General features: G+C 41.1%; 24 protein-coding genes. 5 read left to right on the top strand and 19 right to left on the bottom strand.

Going from position 1 to position 23,062, the window contains the following annotated elements:
* Nucleotide 1 precedes the first annotated feature (1 nt).
* Nucleotides 2–580 carry a YceI family protein gene (locus AC4IC4_RS08515; protein WP_491472546.1) on the top strand — a complete coding sequence of 193 codons (579 nt, stop codon included), beginning with the start codon at nt 2–4 and terminating at the stop codon, nt 578–580.
* Nucleotides 581–621: 41 nt separating this feature from the next.
* Here the strand turns inward: AC4IC4_RS08515 and trhO are convergent, their stop codons facing one another.
* Complete coding sequence (gene trhO, locus AC4IC4_RS08510) at nt 622–1,671, bottom strand: oxygen-dependent tRNA uridine(34) hydroxylase TrhO (RefSeq protein WP_024909001.1); 1,050 nt, start codon at nt 1,669–1,671, stop codon at nt 622–624.
* A 221-nt stretch (nt 1,672–1,892) separates the two neighbouring features.
* On the opposite strand from trhO, the gene AC4IC4_RS08505 reads away from it, so the two are divergent.
* The 3 genes from AC4IC4_RS08505 to AC4IC4_RS08495 all read left to right on the top strand — a co-directional run bounded on the left by AC4IC4_RS08505 (nt 1,893) and on the right by AC4IC4_RS08495 (nt 5,520).
* The gene (locus tag AC4IC4_RS08505) at nt 1,893–2,819 is read left to right on the top strand and encodes a Kdo(2)-lipid IV(A) acyltransferase (RefSeq protein WP_032650828.1); all 927 of its coding nucleotides are present in this window, start codon (nt 1,893–1,895) and stop codon (nt 2,817–2,819) included.
* 140 nt (nt 2,820–2,959) lie between these two features.
* The gene (gene mdtG, locus AC4IC4_RS08500; protein WP_491472545.1) at nt 2,960–4,177 is read left to right on the top strand and encodes a multidrug efflux MFS transporter MdtG; all 1,218 of its coding nucleotides are present in this window, start codon (nt 2,960–2,962) and stop codon (nt 4,175–4,177) included.
* Between the two features lie 347 nt (nt 4,178–4,524).
* A complete protein-coding gene (locus AC4IC4_RS08495) occupies nt 4,525–5,520 on the top strand; it encodes a hypothetical protein (protein ID WP_087529539.1) in 996 nt (331 codons plus the stop codon).
* Nucleotides 5,521–5,599: 79 nt separating this feature from the next.
* On the opposite strand, the gene AC4IC4_RS08490 is transcribed toward AC4IC4_RS08495, so the two are convergent.
* From AC4IC4_RS08490 to AC4IC4_RS08470, 5 genes are read right to left on the bottom strand one after another with little or no spacing between them, the layout of a single operon-like run.
* A complete protein-coding gene (locus AC4IC4_RS08490; protein ID WP_087529538.1) occupies nt 5,600–6,433 on the bottom strand; it encodes a hypothetical protein in 834 nt (277 codons plus the stop codon).
* A gap of 22 nt (nt 6,434–6,455) precedes the next feature.
* Nucleotides 6,456–6,749, bottom strand: a complete 294-nt coding sequence (locus tag AC4IC4_RS08485; protein WP_087529537.1) for a 3TM-type holin — start codon at nt 6,747–6,749, stop codon at nt 6,456–6,458.
* A 9-nt stretch (nt 6,750–6,758) separates the two neighbouring features.
* The gene (locus tag AC4IC4_RS08480) at nt 6,759–7,079 is read right to left on the bottom strand and encodes a hypothetical protein (RefSeq protein WP_100152823.1); all 321 of its coding nucleotides are present in this window, start codon (nt 7,077–7,079) and stop codon (nt 6,759–6,761) included.
* A 1-nt stretch (nt 7,080) separates the two neighbouring features.
* Nucleotides 7,081–7,689, bottom strand: coding sequence for a hypothetical protein (locus AC4IC4_RS08475; RefSeq protein ID WP_087554634.1), 609 nt, complete (start codon nt 7,687–7,689; stop codon nt 7,081–7,083).
* Between the two features lie 9 nt (nt 7,690–7,698).
* Entirely contained in the window at nt 7,699–8,130 is a 432-nt protein-coding gene (locus AC4IC4_RS08470) for a GIY-YIG nuclease family protein (RefSeq protein WP_087529534.1), read from the bottom strand.
* Nucleotides 8,131–8,169: 39 nt separating this feature from the next.
* On the opposite strand from AC4IC4_RS08470, the gene AC4IC4_RS08465 reads away from it, so the two are divergent.
* Nucleotides 8,170–8,616 (top strand): glycoside hydrolase family protein, encoded by a 447-nt coding sequence (locus AC4IC4_RS08465; protein ID WP_087529533.1) that lies wholly within the window; start codon nt 8,170–8,172, stop codon nt 8,614–8,616.
* 12 nt (nt 8,617–8,628) lie between these two features.
* Here AC4IC4_RS08465 and AC4IC4_RS08460 read toward each other — a convergent pair whose 3' ends face one another.
* The 13 genes from AC4IC4_RS08460 to AC4IC4_RS08400 are packed head-to-tail and all read right to left on the bottom strand — an operon-like array spanning nt 8,629 to nt 23,056.
* Nucleotides 8,629–8,907 carry a coiled-coil domain-containing protein gene (locus AC4IC4_RS08460; protein WP_028018548.1) on the bottom strand — a complete coding sequence of 93 codons (279 nt, stop codon included), beginning with the start codon at nt 8,905–8,907 and terminating at the stop codon, nt 8,629–8,631.
* A 37-nt stretch (nt 8,908–8,944) separates the two neighbouring features.
* Nucleotides 8,945–12,475, bottom strand: coding sequence for a phage tail tip fiber protein (locus tag AC4IC4_RS08455; RefSeq protein WP_087529532.1), 3,531 nt, complete (start codon nt 12,473–12,475; stop codon nt 8,945–8,947).
* Nucleotides 12,476–12,477: 2 nt separating this feature from the next.
* Nucleotides 12,478–12,873, bottom strand: a complete 396-nt coding sequence (locus AC4IC4_RS08450; RefSeq protein ID WP_232932282.1) for a DUF6950 family protein — start codon at nt 12,871–12,873, stop codon at nt 12,478–12,480.
* A complete protein-coding gene (locus AC4IC4_RS08445) occupies nt 12,873–13,517 on the bottom strand; it encodes a hypothetical protein (RefSeq protein WP_087529531.1) in 645 nt (214 codons plus the stop codon). Before AC4IC4_RS08445 ends, AC4IC4_RS08450 begins: the two co-directional genes overlap by 1 nt.
* Before the next feature lie 3 nt (nt 13,518–13,520).
* Nucleotides 13,521–14,075: a hypothetical protein gene (locus tag AC4IC4_RS08440; protein ID WP_087529530.1), complete on the bottom strand. Its 555-nt coding sequence runs from the start codon at nt 14,073–14,075 to the stop codon at nt 13,521–13,523.
* 51 nt (nt 14,076–14,126) lie between these two features.
* Complete coding sequence (locus tag AC4IC4_RS08435; protein ID WP_491472544.1) at nt 14,127–16,589, bottom strand: hypothetical protein; 2,463 nt, start codon at nt 16,587–16,589, stop codon at nt 14,127–14,129.
* Nucleotides 16,579–16,887, bottom strand: a complete 309-nt coding sequence (locus AC4IC4_RS08430) for a hypothetical protein (RefSeq protein WP_127348488.1) — start codon at nt 16,885–16,887, stop codon at nt 16,579–16,581. Before AC4IC4_RS08430 ends, AC4IC4_RS08435 begins: the two co-directional genes overlap by 11 nt.
* Nucleotides 16,888–16,943: 56 nt before the next feature.
* Nucleotides 16,944–17,234, bottom strand: coding sequence for a hypothetical protein (locus AC4IC4_RS08425; protein WP_047955451.1), 291 nt, complete (start codon nt 17,232–17,234; stop codon nt 16,944–16,946).
* A 39-nt stretch (nt 17,235–17,273) separates the two neighbouring features.
* On the bottom strand, nt 17,274–17,747 hold the full coding sequence (locus AC4IC4_RS08420) for a phage tail protein (protein ID WP_072048467.1): 474 nt from the start codon (nt 17,745–17,747) through the stop codon (nt 17,274–17,276).
* A gap of 57 nt (nt 17,748–17,804) precedes the next feature.
* On the bottom strand, nt 17,805–20,627 hold the full coding sequence (locus AC4IC4_RS08415) for a hypothetical protein (RefSeq protein ID WP_491472543.1): 2,823 nt from the start codon (nt 20,625–20,627) through the stop codon (nt 17,805–17,807).
* A complete protein-coding gene (locus AC4IC4_RS08410; RefSeq protein WP_087529527.1) occupies nt 20,627–22,315 on the bottom strand; it encodes a hypothetical protein in 1,689 nt (562 codons plus the stop codon). The genes AC4IC4_RS08415 and AC4IC4_RS08410 overlap by 1 nt, the downstream gene beginning before the upstream one ends.
* A gap of 2 nt (nt 22,316–22,317) precedes the next feature.
* Nucleotides 22,318–22,755, bottom strand: a complete 438-nt coding sequence (locus tag AC4IC4_RS08405) for a hypothetical protein (protein WP_087529526.1) — start codon at nt 22,753–22,755, stop codon at nt 22,318–22,320.
* 1 nt (nt 22,756) lies between these two features.
* Nucleotides 22,757–23,056, bottom strand: coding sequence for a hypothetical protein (locus tag AC4IC4_RS08400; RefSeq protein ID WP_045143194.1), 300 nt, complete (start codon nt 23,054–23,056; stop codon nt 22,757–22,759).
* Nucleotides 23,057–23,062 lie beyond the last annotated feature (6 nt).

Raw genomic sequence — 23,062 nt, 5'->3', positions numbered from 1 at the left:
AATGAAAAAACACCTGCTGGGTATCGCCCTGGGTTCTCTGTTATTCACCACCGGTTCCGCCGTGGCGGCTGATTATAAAATTGATAAAGAGGGCCAGCACGCTTTCGTCAATTTCCGTATTCAGCATCTGGGATACAGCTGGCTGTACGGTACCTTTAAGGATTTTGACGGCACATTCACCTTTGACGAGAAAAATCCTGCCGCCGACAAGGTCAACGTGACCATTAATACTAACAGCGTTGATACCAATCATGCTGAACGTGATAAACATCTGCGCAGTGGGGAATTTCTCAATGTCGGGAAATACCCACAGGCTACTTTCACCTCCACGGAAGTGAAAAAAGACGGTGATAAGCTGAATATTACCGGCAACCTGACGCTTAACGGCGTAACAAAACCGGTCACGCTGGAGGCTAAATTATTGGGTCAGGGTGACGATCCGTGGGGCGGTAAACGCGCAGGATTTGAAGCAGCGGGTAAAATTCATCTGAAAGATTTTAATATCACAACGGATTTAGGCCCGGCGTCTCAGGACGTGGAGCTGATTATTTCCGTTGAAGGTGTACAGCAGAAATCATAATAGATTCGCCCGGCAGGCTTTTGCCGTGCCGGGCGTTATTATCATTCCGGGTCAGGGATACCCAGTTTGGTATTCAGACGGCCGCGTGATTTATTGAAAATCTTGTTGCCGTTTTCACGTCCTGCACGACGGCGACGCTGCTCTTCTTCCGGCAGGATGCTCTCTTCGCTGCACAATTCGCTACAGCAGCCGTTAAACTTCTCGGCACAGGCCGGGCACTGAATAAACAGCAGATGGCACCCGTCGTTTTTGCAGTTGGTATGGGTATCGCACGGCGCGCCGCACTGGTGGCACTGGGCAATAACGTCTTCCGAGATACGCTCACCCATACGCTCGTCAAAGACAAAGTTTTTTCCGATAAAGCGTACCGGTAAACCCTGTTCACGGGCTCGGCGGGCATACTCGATAATGCCGCCTTCAATATGCCAGACCTTATTAAAGCCGTTGTGCTTCATCCACGCGCTGGCTTTCTCACAGCGGATACCGCCGGTGCAGTACATAACGATCTTTTTATCTTTATGTTCCTGCATCATCTCAACCGCTTTGGGCAGCTGCTCGCGGAAGGTGTCGGCCGGGATTTCCATCGCGTTCTCGAAATGCCCCACTTCGTACTCATAGTGGTTACGCATATCAATGAACACGGCATCCGGATCGTCCAGCATCGCATTCACTTCCGCAGCCTTCAGATATTCGCCGACATCCGCCGGGTTAAACTCAGGATCGTCGATACCGTCCGCCACGATGCGTTCACGCACCTTCATGCGCAGCACCCAGAAGGATTTCCCGTCATCATCCAGGGCAATGTTCAGGCGTAAGCCGTCGAGGGCCGGATCGAAGTGATAAAGAACGTCGCGGAAAGCGCTGACTTTGCTTTCCGGTACGCTAATCTGCGCGTTGATGCCTTCACGGGCAAGGTAGACGCGTCCGAAGACGTTCAGGGCCGTGAACGCCTGATAAAGCGCATCGCGGGTTGCCTGCGGATCGTTGATCGTGAAGTATTTGTAGAAAGAGATGGTGGTGCGCGGTTCGGTTTCAGCCAACATACGCGCTTTTAACATCTCATTCGACACGCGGTTGTGTAACACTGGCATGGTGTACAGTCCTGGAATCGTTAGAGAGAATGAAAAATCGGTCGGCATCATATAGCAAATAAAACCAATTTACATCCACACAATTTACGCTACATTTCACACACCCTGATTAATCAGGCTTAACAATTGCTGTATTCGTGCACGCTTCGAAAGCAGATATTTTGGCTACGTCTAAAAAAATGAGACACTAGCAAAACAGGACGTTTGAACACAGGAAAGACATGACCCAGTTACCAAAATTTACTGCCGCCCTTTTGCATCCCCGCTATTGGTTGACCTGGCTTGGCATTGGCTTTTTATGGCTCCTGGTACAGCTTCCCTACCCTGTAATTTTTCGGTTGGGTAAATTTCTGGGCCGTTTTGCGCAGCTGTTTATGAAGCGTCGCGCCAAAATCGCGTACCGCAATCTTGAGCTCTGTTTTCCGCAGATGAGCGAGACAGATCGTCACGATATGGTTTCGAAGAATTTCGAATCCGTCGGGATGGGGCTTATGGAAACCGGTATGGCGTGGTTCTGGCCGGACAAACGCATGGCCCGCTGGAGTGAGGTGACGGGAACTGGCATGGAGCCTGTGCATACGCTTCAGGCCAACCAGACGGGCGTTCTGCTGATCGGCGTCCATTTCCTGACGCTGGAAATCGGGGCGCGCATGTTCGGCATGCAGGCGCCCGGCATTGGCGTTTATCGTCCTAACGATAACCCGGTCATCGATTTAATCCAGACTAACGGCCGCATGCGCTCCAACAAAAGCATGATCGACCGAAAAGATCTGAAGGGCATGATTCGCGCACTGAAATCCGGTGAAGTGGTCTGGTATGCTCCCGACCACGACTATGGCCCGCAGGCCAGCGTATTTGTCCCCTTCTTCGCCGTTGACGAGGCCGCCACAACCACCGGTACCTGGATGCTGGCGCGGATGTCCAAAGCTGCCATCGTGCCTTTTGTTCCTCGCCGTAAACCGGATGGTTCAGGCTACGAGCTGATGATGCTGGAGCCGGAACTCGCACCGCCGCTTGACGATGCAGAAACCACCGCGCGCTGGATGAACAGCGTTGTGGAGAAGTGCATCATGCTCGCCCCGGAGCAGTATATGTGGCTGCACCGCCGTTTTAAAACGCGCCCACAAGGTACGCCGTCCCGCTATTAATCCTCATGCGGTCCTCAGGGCCGCATGCTGTTTTAGCTTTAAAAGCTCCCCCTCATTGCGGCAATCATAACCCAGGCGCATAATTAGCAGGCTTATTACTTCATGCTTCAGGTGCTCAGCACCTCATTATGCGGATTGTTATGTCACCCTCAGATGCCCCCATAAACTGGAAGCGTAACCTCACGGTTGCGTGGCTTGGCTGTTTTCTTACCGGCGCGGCGTTTAGCCTGGTCATGCCCTTCCTGCCGCTCTACGTCGAACAGCTGGGCGTGACGGGTCACAGCGCGCTCAATATGTGGTCCGGCCTGGTATTCAGCATCACGTTCCTGTTTTCTGCGATAGCTTCGCCCTTCTGGGGCGGACTTGCCGATCGCAAGGGACGTAAAATCATGCTGCTGCGTTCGGCGCTGGGGATGGCCATTATCATGGCGCTGATGGGCGTGGCGCAAAACGTCTGGCAGTTCCTGATCCTGCGCGCACTGCTGGGCCTGCTGGGAGGCTTTATTCCCAATGCCAATGCCCTGATTGCCACACAAATTCCCCGCCATAAGAGCGGCTGGGCGCTGGGCACGCTCTCAACCGGCGGCGTGAGCGGTGCCCTACTGGGGCCACTGGCCGGTGGACTCCTGGCCGATAGCTATGGCCTGCGCCCGGTCTTTTTCATCACCGCCAGCGTGCTGTTCCTGTGCTTTATCGTCACCCTGCTTTGTATTCGGGAAAACTTCACGCCTGTCGCCAAAAAAGAGATGCTCCACGCCAGGGAGGTGCTGACCTCGCTTAAAAATCCCAGACTGGTGCTGAGCCTGTTCGTGACGACAATGATTATTCAGATAGCTACCGGGTCGATTGCCCCTATTCTGACGCTCTACGTTCGCGACCTGGCGGGTAACGTCAGCAATATTGCGTTCATCAGCGGGCTGATCGCCTCCGTACCCGGCGTGGCGGCGCTGCTGAGTGCCCCGAGGCTGGGAAAACTGGGGGACCGGGTGGGTCCGGAAAAAATCCTGATCTGCGCGCTGGTGATTTCCGTCCTGCTGCTTATCCCGATGTCGATGGTGCAAACGCCATGGCAGCTGGGCGTCCTGCGCTTTTTGCTGGGTGCCGCCGACGGTGCGTTGCTGCCCGCCGTACAGACCCTGCTGGTCTACAACTCCACGAACCAGATTGCCGGGCGTATTTTCAGCTATAACCAGTCATTCCGGGATATTGGTAACGTCACCGGACCGCTGCTCGGGGCCGGGATCTCCGCCAGCTTCGGTTTTCGCGCCGTCTTTATCGTGACGGCGGGCGTCGTGTTGTTCAATGCCATTTATTCGTGGTTCAGTTTATCCCGCGCGCTACGGCCCGTGACGGAATAAGACGAACGCCTGAAGCTTATTTTCGCATTCATACTTGCAGAATCTTATATTCAGCTATTCTTTCCCTGAAACCTTCTGGAAAACAGGGAGACACCAATGACCATGTACGCCACGCTGGAAGCAGCGTAAAGTAAAATACATACATGTTTTATGTCATTACATTTACGGTCTTAAGTACGTACTTTAGCCTTTGGCTGTATCAGTCCGTCCTGTCAGAATCCCCGGGTTCGTTTTAAACACGCATCGCCTATAACCTTATGGTTCATACGACATTGAAAGATCCCTATAAGGGGTGTATATTCTCACAAGCTGTTCATCCAAACAGTACGCAAAGATAAGGAAATGTAATGGCAGATAATTCAGAATCTTTTGCAACAATAGAACAAATTACTTCACGCCCTAATTTTTCTTCTGATTTAGAAATTACTGTTAATAGTTTTCGTTCTCTTGTAGGACGCTATCATCTTAGCGAGAGTGTGAAATGCCAGGTTAAAACCGAGCATGGGAACTGTGGTCAAAAACATCAGCATGGATATCTTGGTGTTGATGATACTGGACATGAAGGTTTAATCGGAGGCATTTGTGGGGACAAGTACTTTGGTGAGCACACGCAATATATACAGGAAAGAAATCGTATTGATGCTGAACTTGATAGGCGTGAGAGCATTGAAAGATTAACTTCCTATAAAGATAATTTTTTATCCTTATCTTCAACGTATGCTAATTTATTGAAAGAAACTCAGAACATAAGAAATTTAACCGATTATTTATATAAAGGCTTTCCTGACATAGTACTTACTTATCTTTATCAAGCCCAAAGAACACAAAATTGGGATTTATATATTGATGTGTTGCGTCATACTCGTGGTGAAAAGGGAATGACGAGTAATTGGTATATTGAAAAACTCTGTACTTTTCCACCCTTGCCATCTCAACAAGAAATTAAAAGTTTGGTAGGGAAAATTGAGAGCTTGCAATCTATTTTCAACGAGGCCTGTTCAAAAAAATTAGATGAACTTGGAACGCCAAAATTGAAAAGTTACGTGAAAAGCATTTCCGAATTCGCAGAATTAGAGACTTCTTTTAACAAACTTCACAAAAACACTGAAGACTTCATTAGAAAAGAAAACATCTTTAATCTATATTATGCCTGTGCAAATACTAAGGACAAATATAGTACTATCAAAACAATTTTATACCTTATGAAGAATTCAAATCCAACTGATGCATCAGTTAGAAAAAAATGTGATGAGATTGAAGCTGCAACAAGAAAAAGATTTGATAATTGTGAAATCCGATACAACAAAAAAGTAATGAAGTTTAAGAAAAATAGCTTAGGTTAAGCATAAAAGCCCCTGATGGGGCTTTTTATTTTTCATCAAAAATAATCATTAATACTTGTGGTAGTAAAGTACTTATATTTTAGTGCTCAACTTGTTCTATAAAAGTAAAAACATTTAGATTTTTACCCATTAGCTCTTCCAAACAATTATTCAAATCTTCTTTTAATCTAATAATTTCAGGTATTAATTTAAAACCGGCTTCAACAATAGGATTTTTTGATATATTGAAAGTAAGAGCAGTATGCCCTTTACTTTCATCATCGTTATAAACACTGAGATTCCACATTCCAAATATAACGTCAATGAATGTAAGCAACTCATGTTCCTTAACGATAATGAGCTTCATTAGTTTCTCAATTCCCTCAACTAAAGGCTTATGATTTTCTTTAACATCCCATGATAATAATTTTAAATATTCTAAATCAGAGGCAAACTCAGTGTAAATTTCATTTTCTTTTTTTATAAACCGCACGTAATTAGAAACCATCTTTTTTATTTGGATGACATCTTTATAGGTTGAAATCTCTTTATTTTTGAAAGATTCAAACCAAATTTTAAAAACACCCATATGCATTGCTGGAACAAAATTAAGTCGAACTTCAAACAAATATACTGAAAGTATTTTTATACATTTATCAATCACTTTGTCTTTAGTCGCATCACGTTTCCATTTTCTCGCAAAAACTAAGCCGAGAATGGCCGCAATTGCCATTATAGTATTTGCTATGGCACTTATAGAATCAGAATACTTATCATTTTTAATAAAACAAAGCACAAATATCATACCTAAGAAGAAAGCTATGATAACAACTTTATTCACTCGCAGGAACTCAACTACCCTATTAAAGATATTTTTGCTTATCATAATAAAGACCATTGAAGACATCGACTTAGAAAGTTTATCAGGAGCCATTAGTACTTTTCAAGGAAATTATTTAGTTCCCCCCAACCATAATCAATAGTACTTGCATCAATTGCCCTAACGGTACTTGAATAACCACAATACCGAAAGCATCCAGTACTGGTACTATGATCCAGTTATAGAGAATGATTAGGGTGATCACAAATCCAAGAGCATTACGCCAGTGGAAAGTAACCTTTTCGATCTCTTCTTTGTTGGTTTCTATCTGTCCTTCAGCATTCGTTTTCTGCACTTCCTGTTCTATCGTTTTACGTTTTAGAAAGAAGTCCACACCTTTTGTTAGTAGTTCTACTATCACACCAATCATAATTAGTCCTTATTGTATTTGGCAAACACAAGAAAATACGCGATGACCTTTGTAGATGTGGTTATAAGATAGTAGTACCTGCACGTCTATTTTATCTTTTAGCAACTCCACCATTAGTACATCACCATCACTTACGTTAGGTTTTGTATGATGATGAAAGCTGTATACGACTAAATCACCTTTTGTTTTATCTACCTTCTTTTTTATGAGCTTACTTCCAGATAGTGCTTTATCATATGGTATGGTTACACTTACTGGTTGGATTGTCTGAAAAGAAAAATCTGTTAGTACAGAATGATCATAACATGGGAAATTTTCTAAGTTATCCATCTTAATTCCTCCAACGGTAATCAAACGTACCGCGTAATGTTCTTAATTGTTCTATTACTTTTTTCTCGGTTTCATCGTAGAAATCAAACAATGGTTTTCTACCTACGGAACCATAGTAACCAATGACCCTCTTTTCACGTGCCAGTTTAGGATTACGTTTAGAGGATTTCTTGGTAGTATCGATCAAGTACGTATTGCCGTTCTTGCTCTTTACCTTTTTGTATTTATCACTCTGTGTTCTTGAACGTAGCTGTGTAATGTTCCCCTGCTTCGTTAACTTAGCATTCTTATACGGAATAATTTTACCTTCGTTAACGTGTCTGTAAGCAGGATCAAGAATGTACTTCAAGTATGAGGTCTGGTTAGGTAGTACTATGATCTGGTTTACGGTCTTGTAGTCACTAATCTTTTTAAAATTAAAGTACATACTCTTACCAGTAAACGGTACACCACCACCTGCTACTTCATTATCTACTTTACGTTGCATATGTTGGGTAACTATACGCATGCGGTTACTTAGTTCTTTTTTGAACTCTTGCCCTATCGCTGGGCTGTTGTTGTTTATAAAACGCCTCATATCATTTGGGCTATTGCCTCTACGCCATGCCATAAATCATCCTTAATTTAGTAATTCATATAATGATTGAAGGATTCCACGTATACGTACTGCATCCTTTCCACTTGGCAAACGTGCCTTATGCATAACGGAAAGATTAATATTTCCCGTTTTCAATCCCTGATTAATGATAAGTGCTGTTTCTACAAATAGTGTTTCTTTCATTGATGGAAAAGCCCACAAAATGGTACGAGTATAATCTAAGTCATCTTCTATCTTTTGATTAACTATCTTTGAACTTGAACTGTACTCACGCCATCCATTTTCAACTGAATTAGCTTTGAGTTTCTTAACGTCCTTAACTCTCTTATACATCTGTTTACTACCTATATAAAAGGTACTGTCTTCAAACTGGAACAAGTACACGAATCCTACATAACTACCGTTTGTTAATTCTTCCTCACTCCAATCATCATTGTAATTCCATTGCTTCATATAAATACCCTAAGATAATTGTTATAAGGTATTTATTTAATGGATTTAAAAAACAGGCTAATTAGCTATGAGGGATCAATTGCCTATCAAACTAAAGTTGGGTATTTTAAGAATGGTAAATTTTGGACATATAAAGATAGTCTTGGTTATCCAACTATTGGGTACGGTCGACTACTAAAACCTGGTGAATCATATCCAAACGGTATTACACCAGAACAAGCCGAACGGATGTTAGAAGAAGATATCAGTACTGCTAAGTCTGCTGTTTGCTCATTAGAATTAGATTTGCCTCCTGACTGGCAGGACTTCATGATCATTATGGTCTTTCAACTTGGCCTATCAGGTACTTTAAAGTTCAGAAAGATGATTCAAGCCTTACGTGATAAAAACTATAAAGAAGCGATTGTACAGGCTAAAGATTCACTCTGGTACAGACAAACTAAATCACGAGTAGATCAGATGATTGCAGAACTCACCAACAAATAAAAAAGGGGCAATTTAGCCCCTTTTATTTTTTAGCGTTTCAAGCATTGTAATTACACGCTCAATTTTAATATCAAGCATATGTACACTATCTTCTAAGTTTTTTAATGTCTTCTTCATTTGATCTTGTTCCTGCTCAAGCGAAGTTAGAGACTGATCCATCAAAGCAACTTTCGTTTCAACGGTAGAAATACGTGCATCTAATTCGTCTGAGTCAGATGTAAAATCCCTATAAACAGTCCAGCACAATACTAAAGCTGAAACAATCAATGAACCAATCGTTAAGATGTCCATTTATATTCCTATGTATTATATTTGGTAATAGTATTTATTACGCATTATATAAAGGTTGATCACCAGCACGATATAAGAATGAAGACCAGTTAGCAGGAACATTAAGTGAAGCAATGCCACTACGTGAAGTTGTACACATCACATAGATATAGTTCCAATTTCCACGACCAACAGGCGGTACATATATAGAATTTAATCTGAACGATGTAGAACTACCGCCATTACCAGCATCATAATAGAACAAGTTAGTTAAACCAATTCCATCACCACCCATACGAATATAGAAGTATTGACGTTCATATGAGGTCAAGCTAATTGATAAATCACTATCAAAGTAACGTGCGAAATCTTCACCACGAATACGCAACGCTACATAGTGTTGGTTAGCTACTGGATCTAATGCGGCCTGACCACCTGAAACAGTACGTGAACCAAAGATAAACGGTACAGGGTTGATACCCGTCGATTGTGGACGGCAAATATCCCCTACGATACGTGCGGCACTCAAAGTACCAAGAATGTTACAGTTTTCATTGATAGTAACGTTATTGAGCACCCCACTATTCGCAAAAATCGTACCGCGAATAGTAGCGTTTCCAAAGTTGGCTGTACCGTTCTTGTTAATCATCCAACCATTCGTACCATCCCAATTACTGGATTGTATCTGCTGACTTATCTTCGCTGAGTCAATTTCACCATTCATGATATGTGCATTACGAATAGCGGCATTGGCAATCTTAGTATTATCAATTGCAGCGTTTTGAATCTTGGCGGTTGTCACTGATAAGTTGTTAATTTGGGCTGTATTAATACTCGCATCAGCTATAACCGCTGAATTAAGAAATACTTTTCCATTTTGAACAACAAGTGGATAAACCCTGTCTGATAGTTTGGCACTATCCGTACTGATAACACTAAAGCGATCCGCCATTACGGTAAACACTGATGTTTTTTCATCTGCGGCTAAAGCAATGCCCGTTACGTTACCGTTGTTTGATACCTGTAGCTGCCAGCGTGAACCAAGTTCATCTACGATCTGTTTCTCAACAATACCAGTAGCCGTATCACTATTTAGAAGACTATCAATAACATCTTCGTTCAATTTGCTGTATGGAACCTTCGTATTTTGGTTAAAGCCGATAGTAGGCGACCATACCAATTCATCCTGTCCGAAAACGTCATAGGCTGCTACACGTGCGAACCATGAACCATCTTCAATACCAAACGATGCTGAATAGCGGTTAGCACTGCTAAAGTACTTCGATCCTGAGCTAAACCCCTCATCAAGTGCGATTTGTAGAACGATTCCCGCATAATCCGGTACGTTTGATTCAGTCCAGTCGATGAACACAGAATCATAACCACTCTTCAAATTGATACCTAACAATTGTGGGTGTTGTGGGTTACTAACTTCAATCTGAACTTCTTCACTATAGATACCTGTACCCCAACCATGAGCGATGATCCCAAACACGCGGTAACGGCTAAGGCCATCACTGGTATTCATTGAATATGAGTACGTCCAGTTGCTTGTAGTGGTGTAGTACGATGTGATGTAGTTCCTGTATCGGTCATACACACGAATTTCATAATGTTTAAAGAAATCAGCAAATGTTTTACCATTTACGGCAATGTTAGCCTGATCATCCCAACGTAAAATGAAATCTTGAGCATAAGTCTGGTTTAAACCTGCATCATCATTCACCATATCAAGATTAGTAATCTTCGGTAATGCGAATATAACTTGTGGTGTTTGATTATATATAGCTACTAATTCCGATGAATAACCTAATGTGTTATACGCCTCAATAGCAAAATCGTACTGTACACCATATAACAGATTTAATATCTCAAAACTCGTAGAGTACTGCCCTACGTTACCAATGCTGATCCAAACACTGGAATCACTGCGTTTATAACGAATCTTATAACCACGTACAGTTGTATCCTGTGATAAATCCCATGTTAATAGAACGGTGTTACCTGATGCCGTTGCCCCTAACCGTTGAGCCTGTAGGTTACTTGGCGGTTCTACGTATGTTGGGTTAGGTAGATTAGTCAAACCTTCCTGGGGGAATTGTCCCGGATCTTTTCCTTGATATATACCATCATCATATGAAATCGCGGTGATCTGGATAATACCTGCTTTATCAACGGTCATTGGTACAGTACGTTGAATACATCTGTACTTGTTATTACTAAATCCAGCTTCTTTAAAATCAATAGTAAACACATCATATACTTTCATATCTGTTACATAGGTATTGAAAGTAATTGTGTTCGTAATGTACTTAGATTTTAGTAATTCAATGTTACTAAGAATAGCAAGCTGATTTTTATCCTGTACCCAAAGATAGTTTAAATCCTTCTTGATAATATAACCATCTTTAGCAATGGATGCGTTACCGATGGCATCACTTGGATAACGGATAATATCTTGCGAATAGTCATTACCTGGGTTTGTATAGGTACTGTCCATTGTATTAAAATAGTCAGACTTAGAACCCGTTGTGATATTCACACTGCCAATAATATTTGTTTCATCAAAATGTACACTTGGAATATCTGGAGCATCAACGGTTAGATAGTACTTACCGTTTGATTCATAAAGTACACCCCCAAATGTTTGTAGAATATTTTCAATGTTTTCCTTAAAGGATTTATCATATTGAATATTACCATTGGAATAGAAATGATTCTGAGCACAATAGTTTGCCATATTACGGAAACTGGTAATATCAATATCATTAGGATCAAGGCCGAATCCAAACTCTGTATTAGTGATAAAGTCATATAGTTGGCTTGGAGGGTTTGAACTTGGTTTACGTACATTATCAGTTAAGTCATAGATCATACGTCCACGCATTTCTACCGATAACGTATAGTTCTGGTTCGTTAGAATCCCATCAATCAATGAATCGTTGGTTTTCTTGATTACGGTACAGATCTGTACAAGACCATCACCACGCATGTTGTCAGTCCATTGACTACCGCCATATTGACGGGCAAGCGTCATAGAACCGCCGTAGGACGGCTTACCGAAACGTACCTCAATCTGTAGGTACTTACGGTACTTCTCAATCATCATTGAGGTAGGTACGATCCCTTCTATGGTGATGTACGCACCATCCATGAGTACCGGAGCATTATCAAAATAGATCTGCTTGATTACGCCTTGCGACTGTTCCCCTGGTACTTGCCCGATTTCACCGATACTGATCGCGTGAACCGTACATAACTGGTTTGAAGTACCTTTATAGACGTTCTGCCATACAACGATTGAGCCTAACTTGTTATAGGCTACCTCTGTTGCGTTGCGGTTAGAACCGCCATAGCTTATGGGAATCCCGGTACTTGGCGATGTAGATCGGGCGTTATTACTTCCTGTACTTGGGTACGATACCCCCATTTGGCCTACATTCATCATCTGTGATGAACTAATGTAAGATAGTGCTGCTGTACCAATACCGATAGCAATGACTGCTGCTAAAGCTAAACCTGCCGAATACGCGGCTGCGGCCGCACTGGCTCCTGCTAAAAGAGCTACACCAATTGCTGCTAAAGCCATAATTATTCCCCTTTAAATCTGTATATTTTGTCTTTTTTATTTGGGATATATTGAGAAACGATATAGTTAGATTTATCTTCTGATAAAATTACAACTTTCCCACGCCAATAAACTGTACTGTGACCTGATGAAATAACAATATCCCCATCAAGTGGCTCACTTACTAATTGGCCTTTATCTTTACACAATAGATGTAGAGTAGAATAACTACAGTTTGCTTTTGCGTATTTTCTACCTGCTGTTGGTGTTGTGTATTTCTGATAGATTTCATCACGGTAATTACTACCTGTAATCATATCAATTACTGTTAGCACCATGATATGACAATCATTAGTACCGTACACTAAAGGTTCACCAACTAAACCACTTAGGTACTCTGTTATAAATCCGTTTTTCATTATTTCTTACTACTCTTCCAGAATTGCTCTGAACTATTTAGTATTCCGATTAGGTCAAAGAACTTATCACCAGTGTGTAATGATTGGTGTACTGATGTGCTTGATAACAAGCGTTGTGTTTGGTCTAACTTCTTCCACAATGAATTTAGATTTACTGTTGTTTCATTTGTTATATTACCTGCTGTGTTGTTAAAGTCAGAACTAAAGTAATCAATGTAACCACTAAACATACGATAGGCATATAGAATGCCCCCTGTAGCTGGATTAACTATACCCATCCAGATATTAACTTTGGCATCATTCCATAATCCTCTTAACGCCATCGATAGATAATCCTGGCTTACATTACTTACTTTCAAAGAAGTACCGTTATTGTTGATTTGTGTTTTTTCAACATAGTTTGCAAATGATGAATCAAGGAAATCAGGAACGGACTTATAGTTAATTCCATTATAGTTCTGATCGGCAATGGCATCAGTTAGATATATGTTACTTCCAGTAGGTGGAAGTACATCTATTAGTTTTACCATAACACCACATTGGTATAGTTCTTTTTCTGTTAGTACGGTTTTGTTATCGCCTCGTGTAAGATTCCAGTACGCGACGAGATCCGCATTAGTTAGTACATTACTTGGAATTGACATAAATTAACCTCTAATGTTTTCGGTTGCATTTATTGTCACTTCCATAATATTTGTACTTGGCATCTGATATGCTGCGTTCTGTGGTGTAAGAATAAATGAACCTTGAATATTGTCATATTTCATTACTTCCCCAAGTTGGATGTTTTTGATTAATCCAGGGAAGATAGTAATTAAGTTGCCAGTGTTGGCTATGATTCGGTATAGTTTTTTGTGTCCGTTGAATTGAACTAACGTACCAACTTCAAGTGTATTAGCATTAACGGCAATGGATGTTGTCCCCGCCGCCCTTGCTGCTGTTGCCTGTACTTGTGATGTTTGAGTACCGTTGTATGTACTCCACCATCCAAGAGGCATAGAGAACGGTTTGCCCTGACCATATAAAGCGTAGAAGTTAGCGAGTTCAGCACGGTTCATCTTGTTCAATGTAACTTTAAAACTTAGGGTATAGTACTGCGAACCAACAACACGTGTAATAGTTTCACCTGTCCATGTTTGGTTTTGGTATTGCGGTATATTATCCGTCAACATGAACTCACTAATAAGTGTGTTATTTAACATATTATTATTCCTTTAATAGTTAGCCCACAATCCATGTGGGCTATATGATATTTATACGTTATTCTTCTGAGATTTACGTGTTGCCTGAACGATAGTATCAGCGTGTTTATCACACATCTTTTGGAAATCTGAATCAGAAATTTGACCATTACTATTAATAATTAACGGTGCATCAATCTTAATATCACCTGATTTACTACCATCCTGATTACTCAAGTATTTTGTTAAATCCTGGTTTAGTGATTTACCTACTACACGTTCCCCTTTTTCAAGATTGTATGTACCAGTACTTGGTAGTGAATCCCAACCATCATGGGCTTGCCCCTGGATAGCTGTACCTTTGATAGTACGGACAATGGAAGCACCCTGAGCTGCTACTTGTAGACCTGCTGCGATCCCCATAGGCCAACCAAGTTTGATAGCTTCGGATATACCCTGCTGGATGTTGATCACTGCCTGAGCAATAGCAATACCTTTACTTACGGCAAAAGCTGCCTTAGCCGCTGCTGATGATTCACCAAATACACCAGCCATGATATCCGCTACGTTACCTGCTCCCGTTTGCCACATCCCTAAAGTACTGGTTAGTGCGTCTGCGGTTAATCGGCCACGTTTCATATCGGCGTTGGCCTGAATCGCTGTTAGCTGATCCTGGTACTCCTGGAAACCAAGTACTTTGGCATCATATAGAGCCTTAGCCCCATCTTTGTTCTCTTGTTCTTCGGTGTTGATGTTCTGGTTCTGTACCGGATCTGGCGAAAAGTTTAATGGGTTCTTGTACCCTAAGCCCTGACTAACCGTGTCATTCATCCAGGTAGTACCCGCTGCCGCTGCTCGTGCCTTAGCATCTGCTGTTGCATTAGGATCGTTAGCAATGGCGGCAATGTTCTGTGCCTGTTTGAGTCTGTTAGTTTCAGAAAGCATCTGATCAACCATGTCTTTGTACTTGGTTTTACGGCTTTCATATTGCTTGGATAACATATCTGTAATTTCAGATTCAGTACTTCCTGCTAATTTACCTGCTTCACGTATACGCTTTTCAATCTGGTCTTGTTCATAGTTAAAACGAGTAATACGTATTTGAGCTTCATTAGTACCGATTTGTGATAGCGTCTGTTCTAATAGTGCCTTTGCTCTTTTCGTTTGTTCATTAAGTTTGTCTTGTGCGGCTTGTGCTTTCTTGGCTGCTGCATCATCTTTCTTAGCTTTGTCTTCACGTGCTTTATCTTCATCGGCTGTTAGGCTTTTTACTAACTTCTCACGGTTAGCTTTATACCCTTCATCAAGTTTAGCGAGATCGGCATTCATTGCCGCTTGATCACCCTTATAAGCACGTACTAAAGAATCTTTAATAGTTGCTCGTAATTGTGCATGAGTTGCGTCAAGGGTATCAATCTGTGCCTGTATTTTTTGTTTTGCTGAAAGATAAGGTTTTAAAGCTGTATCAATAACACTTCTATCTGAGCCTTTATTGTATTCTTCTTTCTGTTTATCAAGTAGGTTATGTGCCGCATCAAGGTTTGCTAATAAGCTTGCAAAGGTTTTATTATTTTCCTCTTGTTGTTTTTGCTGATCAGCTACTATCTGAGAACCATAAATTGAAGAATTTTTTAGTATCTGCTGTTGAAACTGCTGTTGGTATTGTTGAGTAGCCTGAACACCTTCTTTACTAACTGCTGCTGCCGCTGCATTAACAGGTTTACTATTAATAATTTTCGTCATTAAGTCGAGAATTTCAGCAAGGTTCTGTGCGATAGGTGCAAGCGTTGAGTTCTTCCAGGTATCCCATGCTCTGGATAAATTATTAGTTGCAGCCCTGTATTCTTCAAATTGTCGTGATTGTTCTGCGGTTAGTTGAATAGATTCATTAGCAAGACTGTTTTGGTACTCTTGTTCACTATTGAACTCTCGGTATATAGTCATGCGTTTTGACGCGTCGTTTGCAACTGTTTCCATCATGTTTACTATCTGGGACTGACTGAATCCCATTTGTTTAGCCTGATAGTAAATCTTAGCAATAATATCTTCACCGTTTTCTGCTGCTTTCTGTAACTCGAACATATTCAACTTCAATGGTTGAATTACGTCAGTTAACATAGAACCAGCATTATTAGTTATGGCATCGCCCAACTTATCCTTACTATCCTTAATTTGGTCGGCGACGTTATCCATAGTAAGACCGACGGCGGCGAACATATTAGTGGCTTGTTGAATCTGTAATATCCCCGACTGTGATAGTGAAGCTGCCTGAAAGACTTCAAACGCCTTTTCTGATTGTTCCTGTACTTTTGCCATAGTTGCAGCAATGGCGATACCTGCGACCCCTACAGCACCAGCGAAACCAGACATAGCTTTAGAGGTAGTAGAAAGGCCAGTATTGATACCACCAAATACTCCACCTGCCTGATCACCAAAGTTACCTATATCATTGGCTGCATTTTTTAGTGATCTTTGTAATCCTGATTCATCACCAGTGATTTCAAAGATCATTGATTGTCTATTGTTATTTGCCATTAGGCTTTACTCCCATCCAATTTAGCATGTTTGCTTTTTGTTGTTCTGCGATCTTCTTCTCCCTCTCTGCATGTTGTTCAGCTAAGGTTTTATTTGAAATAATATTCAGTGAGTCGAGTTCATAGATATTAAATTTAGGTATATCTTCTTTCTTGATGTTGCCAGTACTTAACCAAATTGCCTGTAGTAGTTCGGTATGCCTGATTTGCTCTATCTGTGAGGATTCAGGATCAACGATTTCTTTAAAAACTAATAGGTAGTAGAAAAGCAAAACGGGCATAGTGCAGAGTTCATCCACACTACACCCGTGTTTATACAATAAAGATAGTGATAGTTTGAGAATCGGATCGCGTCTTACTTTCCCTCTACATCCTCAACATTAAAGGATTTAGCGAAAACGTTTCCAATTTCAGCATTCAATTTTAGTTGTACAGTAAGATCTACTTTTGCTTCAACTTGTTCAGGTGAATCAAAAATCTGTTTACCGTCCTCATCAACTACACAATAGAAAATTGCCTTATATGGATCGGCACATTCTGTATGTTGGGTAATGGAAGGTAGTTTGATATACACAGTACATTCTGGTGTTAGTTCTACTTGTGTTAGTTTCACACCAATAGTATTCATTAGATTAGAAAAATCCATTTTGTTTTATCCTTTTAGTTGGTTTGTAGTATTTAGTAATTAAGCACCAGTTACTTCACCAACTGCGATTGGAGCACCAGTTACAGATACAACGAAATCCCGAGTAACTACACCATCAAAATCACCGTTCACTACATCTGAGCTCACGTAACCATTTACAATACTGTAATAGGCAGGACCGTCTTGATCTGCAATGTTTTGGAAATAGGTTACTTTAACTTGCATTAATTTTTGTGAAGCTGCTGCTGATGCAAGTAGTTCCTGACCTGTTGAACCTGGTTTCCAGTTAACAGTCAGTGTTAGATCTGGAACACTACGAGAACCAAGTAATTTCTTAGCGTACTGTTGACCGAAAGTGTTTACGCTAACAACATTAGATTCTGCACCTGCTGCTGCGGGGAACGCACCAACTTCTTCAACAACGGTAAAAGTAGTTGCCTGACCGCCATTAGCTGGAGCTTCTGCGATTTCAACTTTGACATTATTACCAATAAAAATAGAATTAAAAGCCATTTTATTATTCCTTTAAATTTAGGGATAACGATCCTTGCTATCCCTTTCATATATTATTTATGTATGTAGGTTGTAGTACTTCATATATAAAGTTAAACCTCTTAGTAATTCACCTGTATAGAAACCAAAGTACATTGAATTGTTTTGGCTTGTTGTAGGTGTGCCACTTCTAATGGCTGGCGACCATGCTCCATTCATCACGTGATTAGCACTAATTACATCGTAGTTTTGTTGTATCTCTGCAAAGAGCAAATCAAGTAATTCATGATCTGGATAACCTGCAATTGCCATCATAGAAGCACCTGCAAGCCATAGCCCTGACATATGACCAGTAAAGCCATCATAGATAACTTCGCCATTATCTTTAAATCGTGTTGGTGCGTGGCCATCGTTGTTTTTCATGAACCACTTTAGGTAATTCATCCAGTTCTTACAGTACGTAAGTATGTTCTGTGGAATGGTGTAATCACCACGTTGATAGAGTTCATGTACTACATCACAACCTGCAAAGAACGCACGAGGTTCATAACCTGACCACGCTTCAGCGTGCCAATGTTGCATGATGAATACGTCTGGTTGTTCACCATCAGGTAAGTACGCTAATGCGTCCTGACGGTTCCACACAAACGCCTGTGCACACGGGCCTGGTACAGTAGGATGAAACTTGTTCGTGAACCAGTTCTGAGCATCACATAAGAACCTCATACTGTTATTTAATCTGGTTTCATCAATTGCAGTACCCTGAAAGCACCATATAGCAGGTAGTTGATACCCTGGGTATGGAAGTCCACGCCAGCCAGAATACAACTGAGCATACGGGTCTGTGATGTTACTGAAGGGTATCAAGCCTGGTGTGTATGCGAGACTATCAAGCATGTACTGCTTGATCACACAATCGCCTAAGCGGGCTGTATACCCGTTTCCGGTACTGTCATTGAACGTAAGACTTAGCAGTACTGAATAGTCACCCGTACCGCCATCATCATAGAGTGCTGGTAGGTCATTAATGCAGTACCAGTCAATACGACCGCTAACGCCATCAACCGGATCGGTATCAAGTAGTAACGTAAACTCTTTACGTGCGGCAAGTGTTGGTTGTCCTGGCTGTTCATCACCTTCTTGATGATCAGGTTGATATGAACTTAATTTAAAATCTAAGACTGAAAATGTTTGTGTAAACCATGCACCATTACTTGCAGGTAACATAGCCCACCAACGCCAACCAAGATCATCAATAATACGGATGTTAAAATCATCAGCATAAGTACGGTATGTGAAAGAAACTAAATCCTGTTCTTCTTTATTGAAAATCCAGAAACCTACTGTAGAACTACCGTCACTATCCATAGTACTTGTTATGACGTTATCATAGTACTTACCAGCAATACCGCTTTGATATTCAAGTTTAGTTACGGTGTTATCACCATAATCAGAAATCATACGCATATCTGCGGTTAAGTACTGTCCACCATCTGGTTTAGCAATTCGTGTAAAGTGGTTCATTGGTATACTCATTGCCTGAATACTGCCATCTTTTTTAGTGATTGGCAGACCGCAACGATATTTAATTGCACCTTCTTCTGTTTTAGTTTTATTCACAGTTAATGCAACTGCAAGACTTAATGCAGCCCCAGAGGTATCTACACCACCATATTCAACATAAAAATTGCTACTATTATTAAATTTGAACCAGATTGATTGTTGTTCAAGTGTGGTTTGTGCTGATGCATTTTGATTTATTACAATATATCCATCAGCATCACGCGAGTAAGTAGCGGTCTGATTACTTGGATAGAAATAATCATATGAGATACCATCTGTAAATGGTGTTGTTGCTGCGGTAGATTTACGGAAGAACTTATCGAATTTATCTATATCAGAGTACCCAATACAGGTCATCAATGAGTTTTGCCAGGCTAACCAGTACTTACGCTCACTTGTGATATCCCATAGTAGTTTTGCCGCCTGACAGAACCACAATTCAGCATCTGATGCATTATCTGCGAAATCAAAGGAACCATAGTTATCAATCGGTACATGTACTGGCCTGTTGTGCCAACGTTCATTACGCCCCATCAGATAACCGCCATGTTCTACGGGGTTACGTGTTGCATAGTTGAAGCGGTAATTACCGTTGATGGAAGTATCCTTGAGCTGGACTGTACCGATCTGGCTTGTTAGCCCTTCTGCCAGTACATCACCATTGCTATCTACTTTGCGGCCTGTTCGGTCAACGATCCAATCAACATCGTATGTTGGTGCTTTGGTTTTCCAGTCAACCGAACCTTCTGAATCCCACGCATATACAGTAGCGTTTACCTGATTCCAGCCTAAAGAAGCACGTTCAGGAAAAGCGAACCATACAGCATCGAGGTACTCACCATAGTTTGGTGCACCGTGCGGTATCTGTGTCTGTCCGTTTGTCCATGTAAACAGTACTCCCTTGAAGCCTCCATGAGTTGGGTACTCTGGATCTAATGGATAGTGTGCCAGTACCGGAGCTTTGCCGTTACATATCCAGTTACAGCGTAATGAACCATCAGGTGGATCTGGAAACGCTACCCCTCTGTAGAACGCATTGTGATACCCGTTAAAGTAGTTCTTTGCCAGTTCCAGATAGTGGGGTTCTTTGGTTGCCTGATATGCGTATATTGCACCTAAAATTGCTAATGACTGCCCTTCTGTTGTTGCGTCACCATCAGGTTGTGCTTCCCATCCAGTTTCCGCTATAAAGTGCCTGTTATTTGCAAGTACTTTATCTGGATTAAAAACAAAATGTTCAGTTTTGTTATCGTTAGTTAAGCCTGTATTACGTTCTAAAAATTTCAAATGCCCTTCTAACATTTGAAGGGCATTATCTATGTTACCTTTTCTAATCATTAATGAAGATCCGCCATTAGTAATGAGCCGTACCAGGTACTACCCCCATCTATTGACGCGAATTGAAAAACATCAACTGAATCTTTAGTGAAGGTTAATACTGGAGTACGCCCATATGACCATTTAACATTCGAAGGCCATTCTATTTTATTAGCACCTGTGCCTTGCGTCAGATATACCGTGATAGCTTGACTGTTCTTAGTACTACCGCTTGCATTGATAATACTTAATTGAGTACTTGCAGATGTAAGTGTTGCTGCAAATACTCTTTTCCCATCAGACATATCAAGACCAAGTGTGTCTGTTACGGTATTTAGTACTAACAAATCTTGAGTGATAGTAACCTTAGTATCAATGTTTGCCTGTAGTGCTGCATTCTTTACATCAATCTGTGCTTTCGAATAAGCACCAACATCATTATAGTTTAGTGATACATTAGAACTTAATGGATAACCGTTAACAGTAGTAATACGTAGTGCAAAGAGATCATTTGCCTGAGTACGTGAATATACGTCACTAATATCTGCGGCTAACAATTGAATGTTTGTACCAGATAATGGCTTGTTATTGATTAAGAACGTCTTTGGAACGAAAGTACTATTACTATAACTTAGGCTTGCCATATCCGTTAACTGTGCTGCCGTTAGAGTAATATTACCTGTTAATGCTAATCCATTTACTGTAGTAGCTTTTGCTACAAAGTTTGTATTAACCTGAGTCTGTGAATATACATCTAAAATATCGGCTGCTACCAGGTTCAACACTGTACCTGATAGTGCGTGTCCGTTTAACTGAAAGACTTTAGGAACATAGCTGTTATCGGTTTGCGTTTTTGAGTACACATCAGATATATCCGCTGCTACAAGAGTGATGTTTCCGCTTAATGGCTTGCCATTGATGGTACGGGTAATCGGTATGTAGTTATTGAGATCTGTAGCCGCTGCTGCACCAAGTTCTGACAAAGTAGGCTTATCGGCAGTGGTATAGACCTTGTACCATGCACCAGTACTTGCTGATGAGAAGTTACGGAAATTCAGTACCGGCGTACCGGATTTGTTCATTACCAGTTGAGTACCGTTCGAACCGTCAAGGTTAGTGATACCCAACATATCTACGCCTGATGGTGAGTTCACCGCTGGGATCTTAACGAATGAGTTACCGTCTCGACCTTGATAGCTTGGGAACTCTACCCCGTTAGAACCAACGCCCCAATCACCACGGTTAAGCGGTACTACAGACTCATCAAGGATACCTGCTGCAACCTGTGATTCTGGTGTGAATACATACGAGCGAGTAACAACGGTATCCATATCTGATGAGTCAGATACTTTGGATAGATAGCCGTTGTACATCACATAGTTTACTGATGTATCGTTAGTACCTTCATCAAGCATTTCAACCTTAACCTGTACTAACTGCTGAGAGTCAACAAATGCATCCAGTACAACGTTTTCACCTGGTACATAGTTAACTGCAATAGTCATATCACCGTATGAAATATCACCCGCTACTTTCGAGGTGAAAGTACTATCATATGTTTCTACAGTTGAAATTGTTGTTGTTTCACTAAAACTTGGAAATCCTGAAAGGTTTTCTACTTGAACAAAAGCATGGGCATTTGGATCAACATTAGTTGTATCGGTGTTAATCCATACCGTAGTTAAATTCCCTAAAAAAGTTTGAGCCATTATTATTCCCCATAGCTAAAAGATAGAGTTTGTGTGTGTACATAAGCGGTTTCCGTTGCTTCGGCTTGAGAAGTCATTAGGCTATCTTCAATACGCACATTGAATAATGGCATTGGAAGCTGCTGGTTTAGGTCATTAAAGAAACCAGGCGTATAAATTGCTTCAAGTATTTTTTCAATTTCATCGGATGCTTCTTTATATGATTGTCCGACAGACACAAACTCAACACGAAATTCACATAAATTTCTTATAGTTGATGGCACAATTTGATTATTAATGACTGTGTTTGCTTTAGATACTTGAGTACGTTGTACAGAAGAATCACCAATATAAACTACAGTAATATCATCTACTGATGCTTTTGATGGAAAGTGTAAATTAGTAACTGGAGAGAGTTTATTAATTAAGTACTTTCTGATTTTATAGTCTGCCGTGAACATATTATATTTCCTCTTCTAAATCGACTTTGCGAATATAGTGATAATTAGAGATACCGCTTGTATCATCATCTATCCTATTTACTACGTATTCGATGCTATCGATTTTGAAAGTGCTATTTAGTTTGATACCTGACTTAGCACTAAAATATGTCACGGTAGTTTGACTATCATCGAAAAAAAGCTCGTCTTGTTCGAAAATAGCGGTAATCGTTATTGATACACCATCTTGAACAATGACGAGCTTTTCACCAAAAGCATTAAGTAGTGACTCTGATTGTGAGTTACTAAAAAATGCTCTCATTTTATT

It is taken from the genome of Enterobacter sp. Taxon_2, assembly GCF_058355295.1.
The sequence above is the reverse complement of the archived record's forward strand: the minus strand, read 5'-3'. Positions and strand labels throughout refer to the sequence as shown.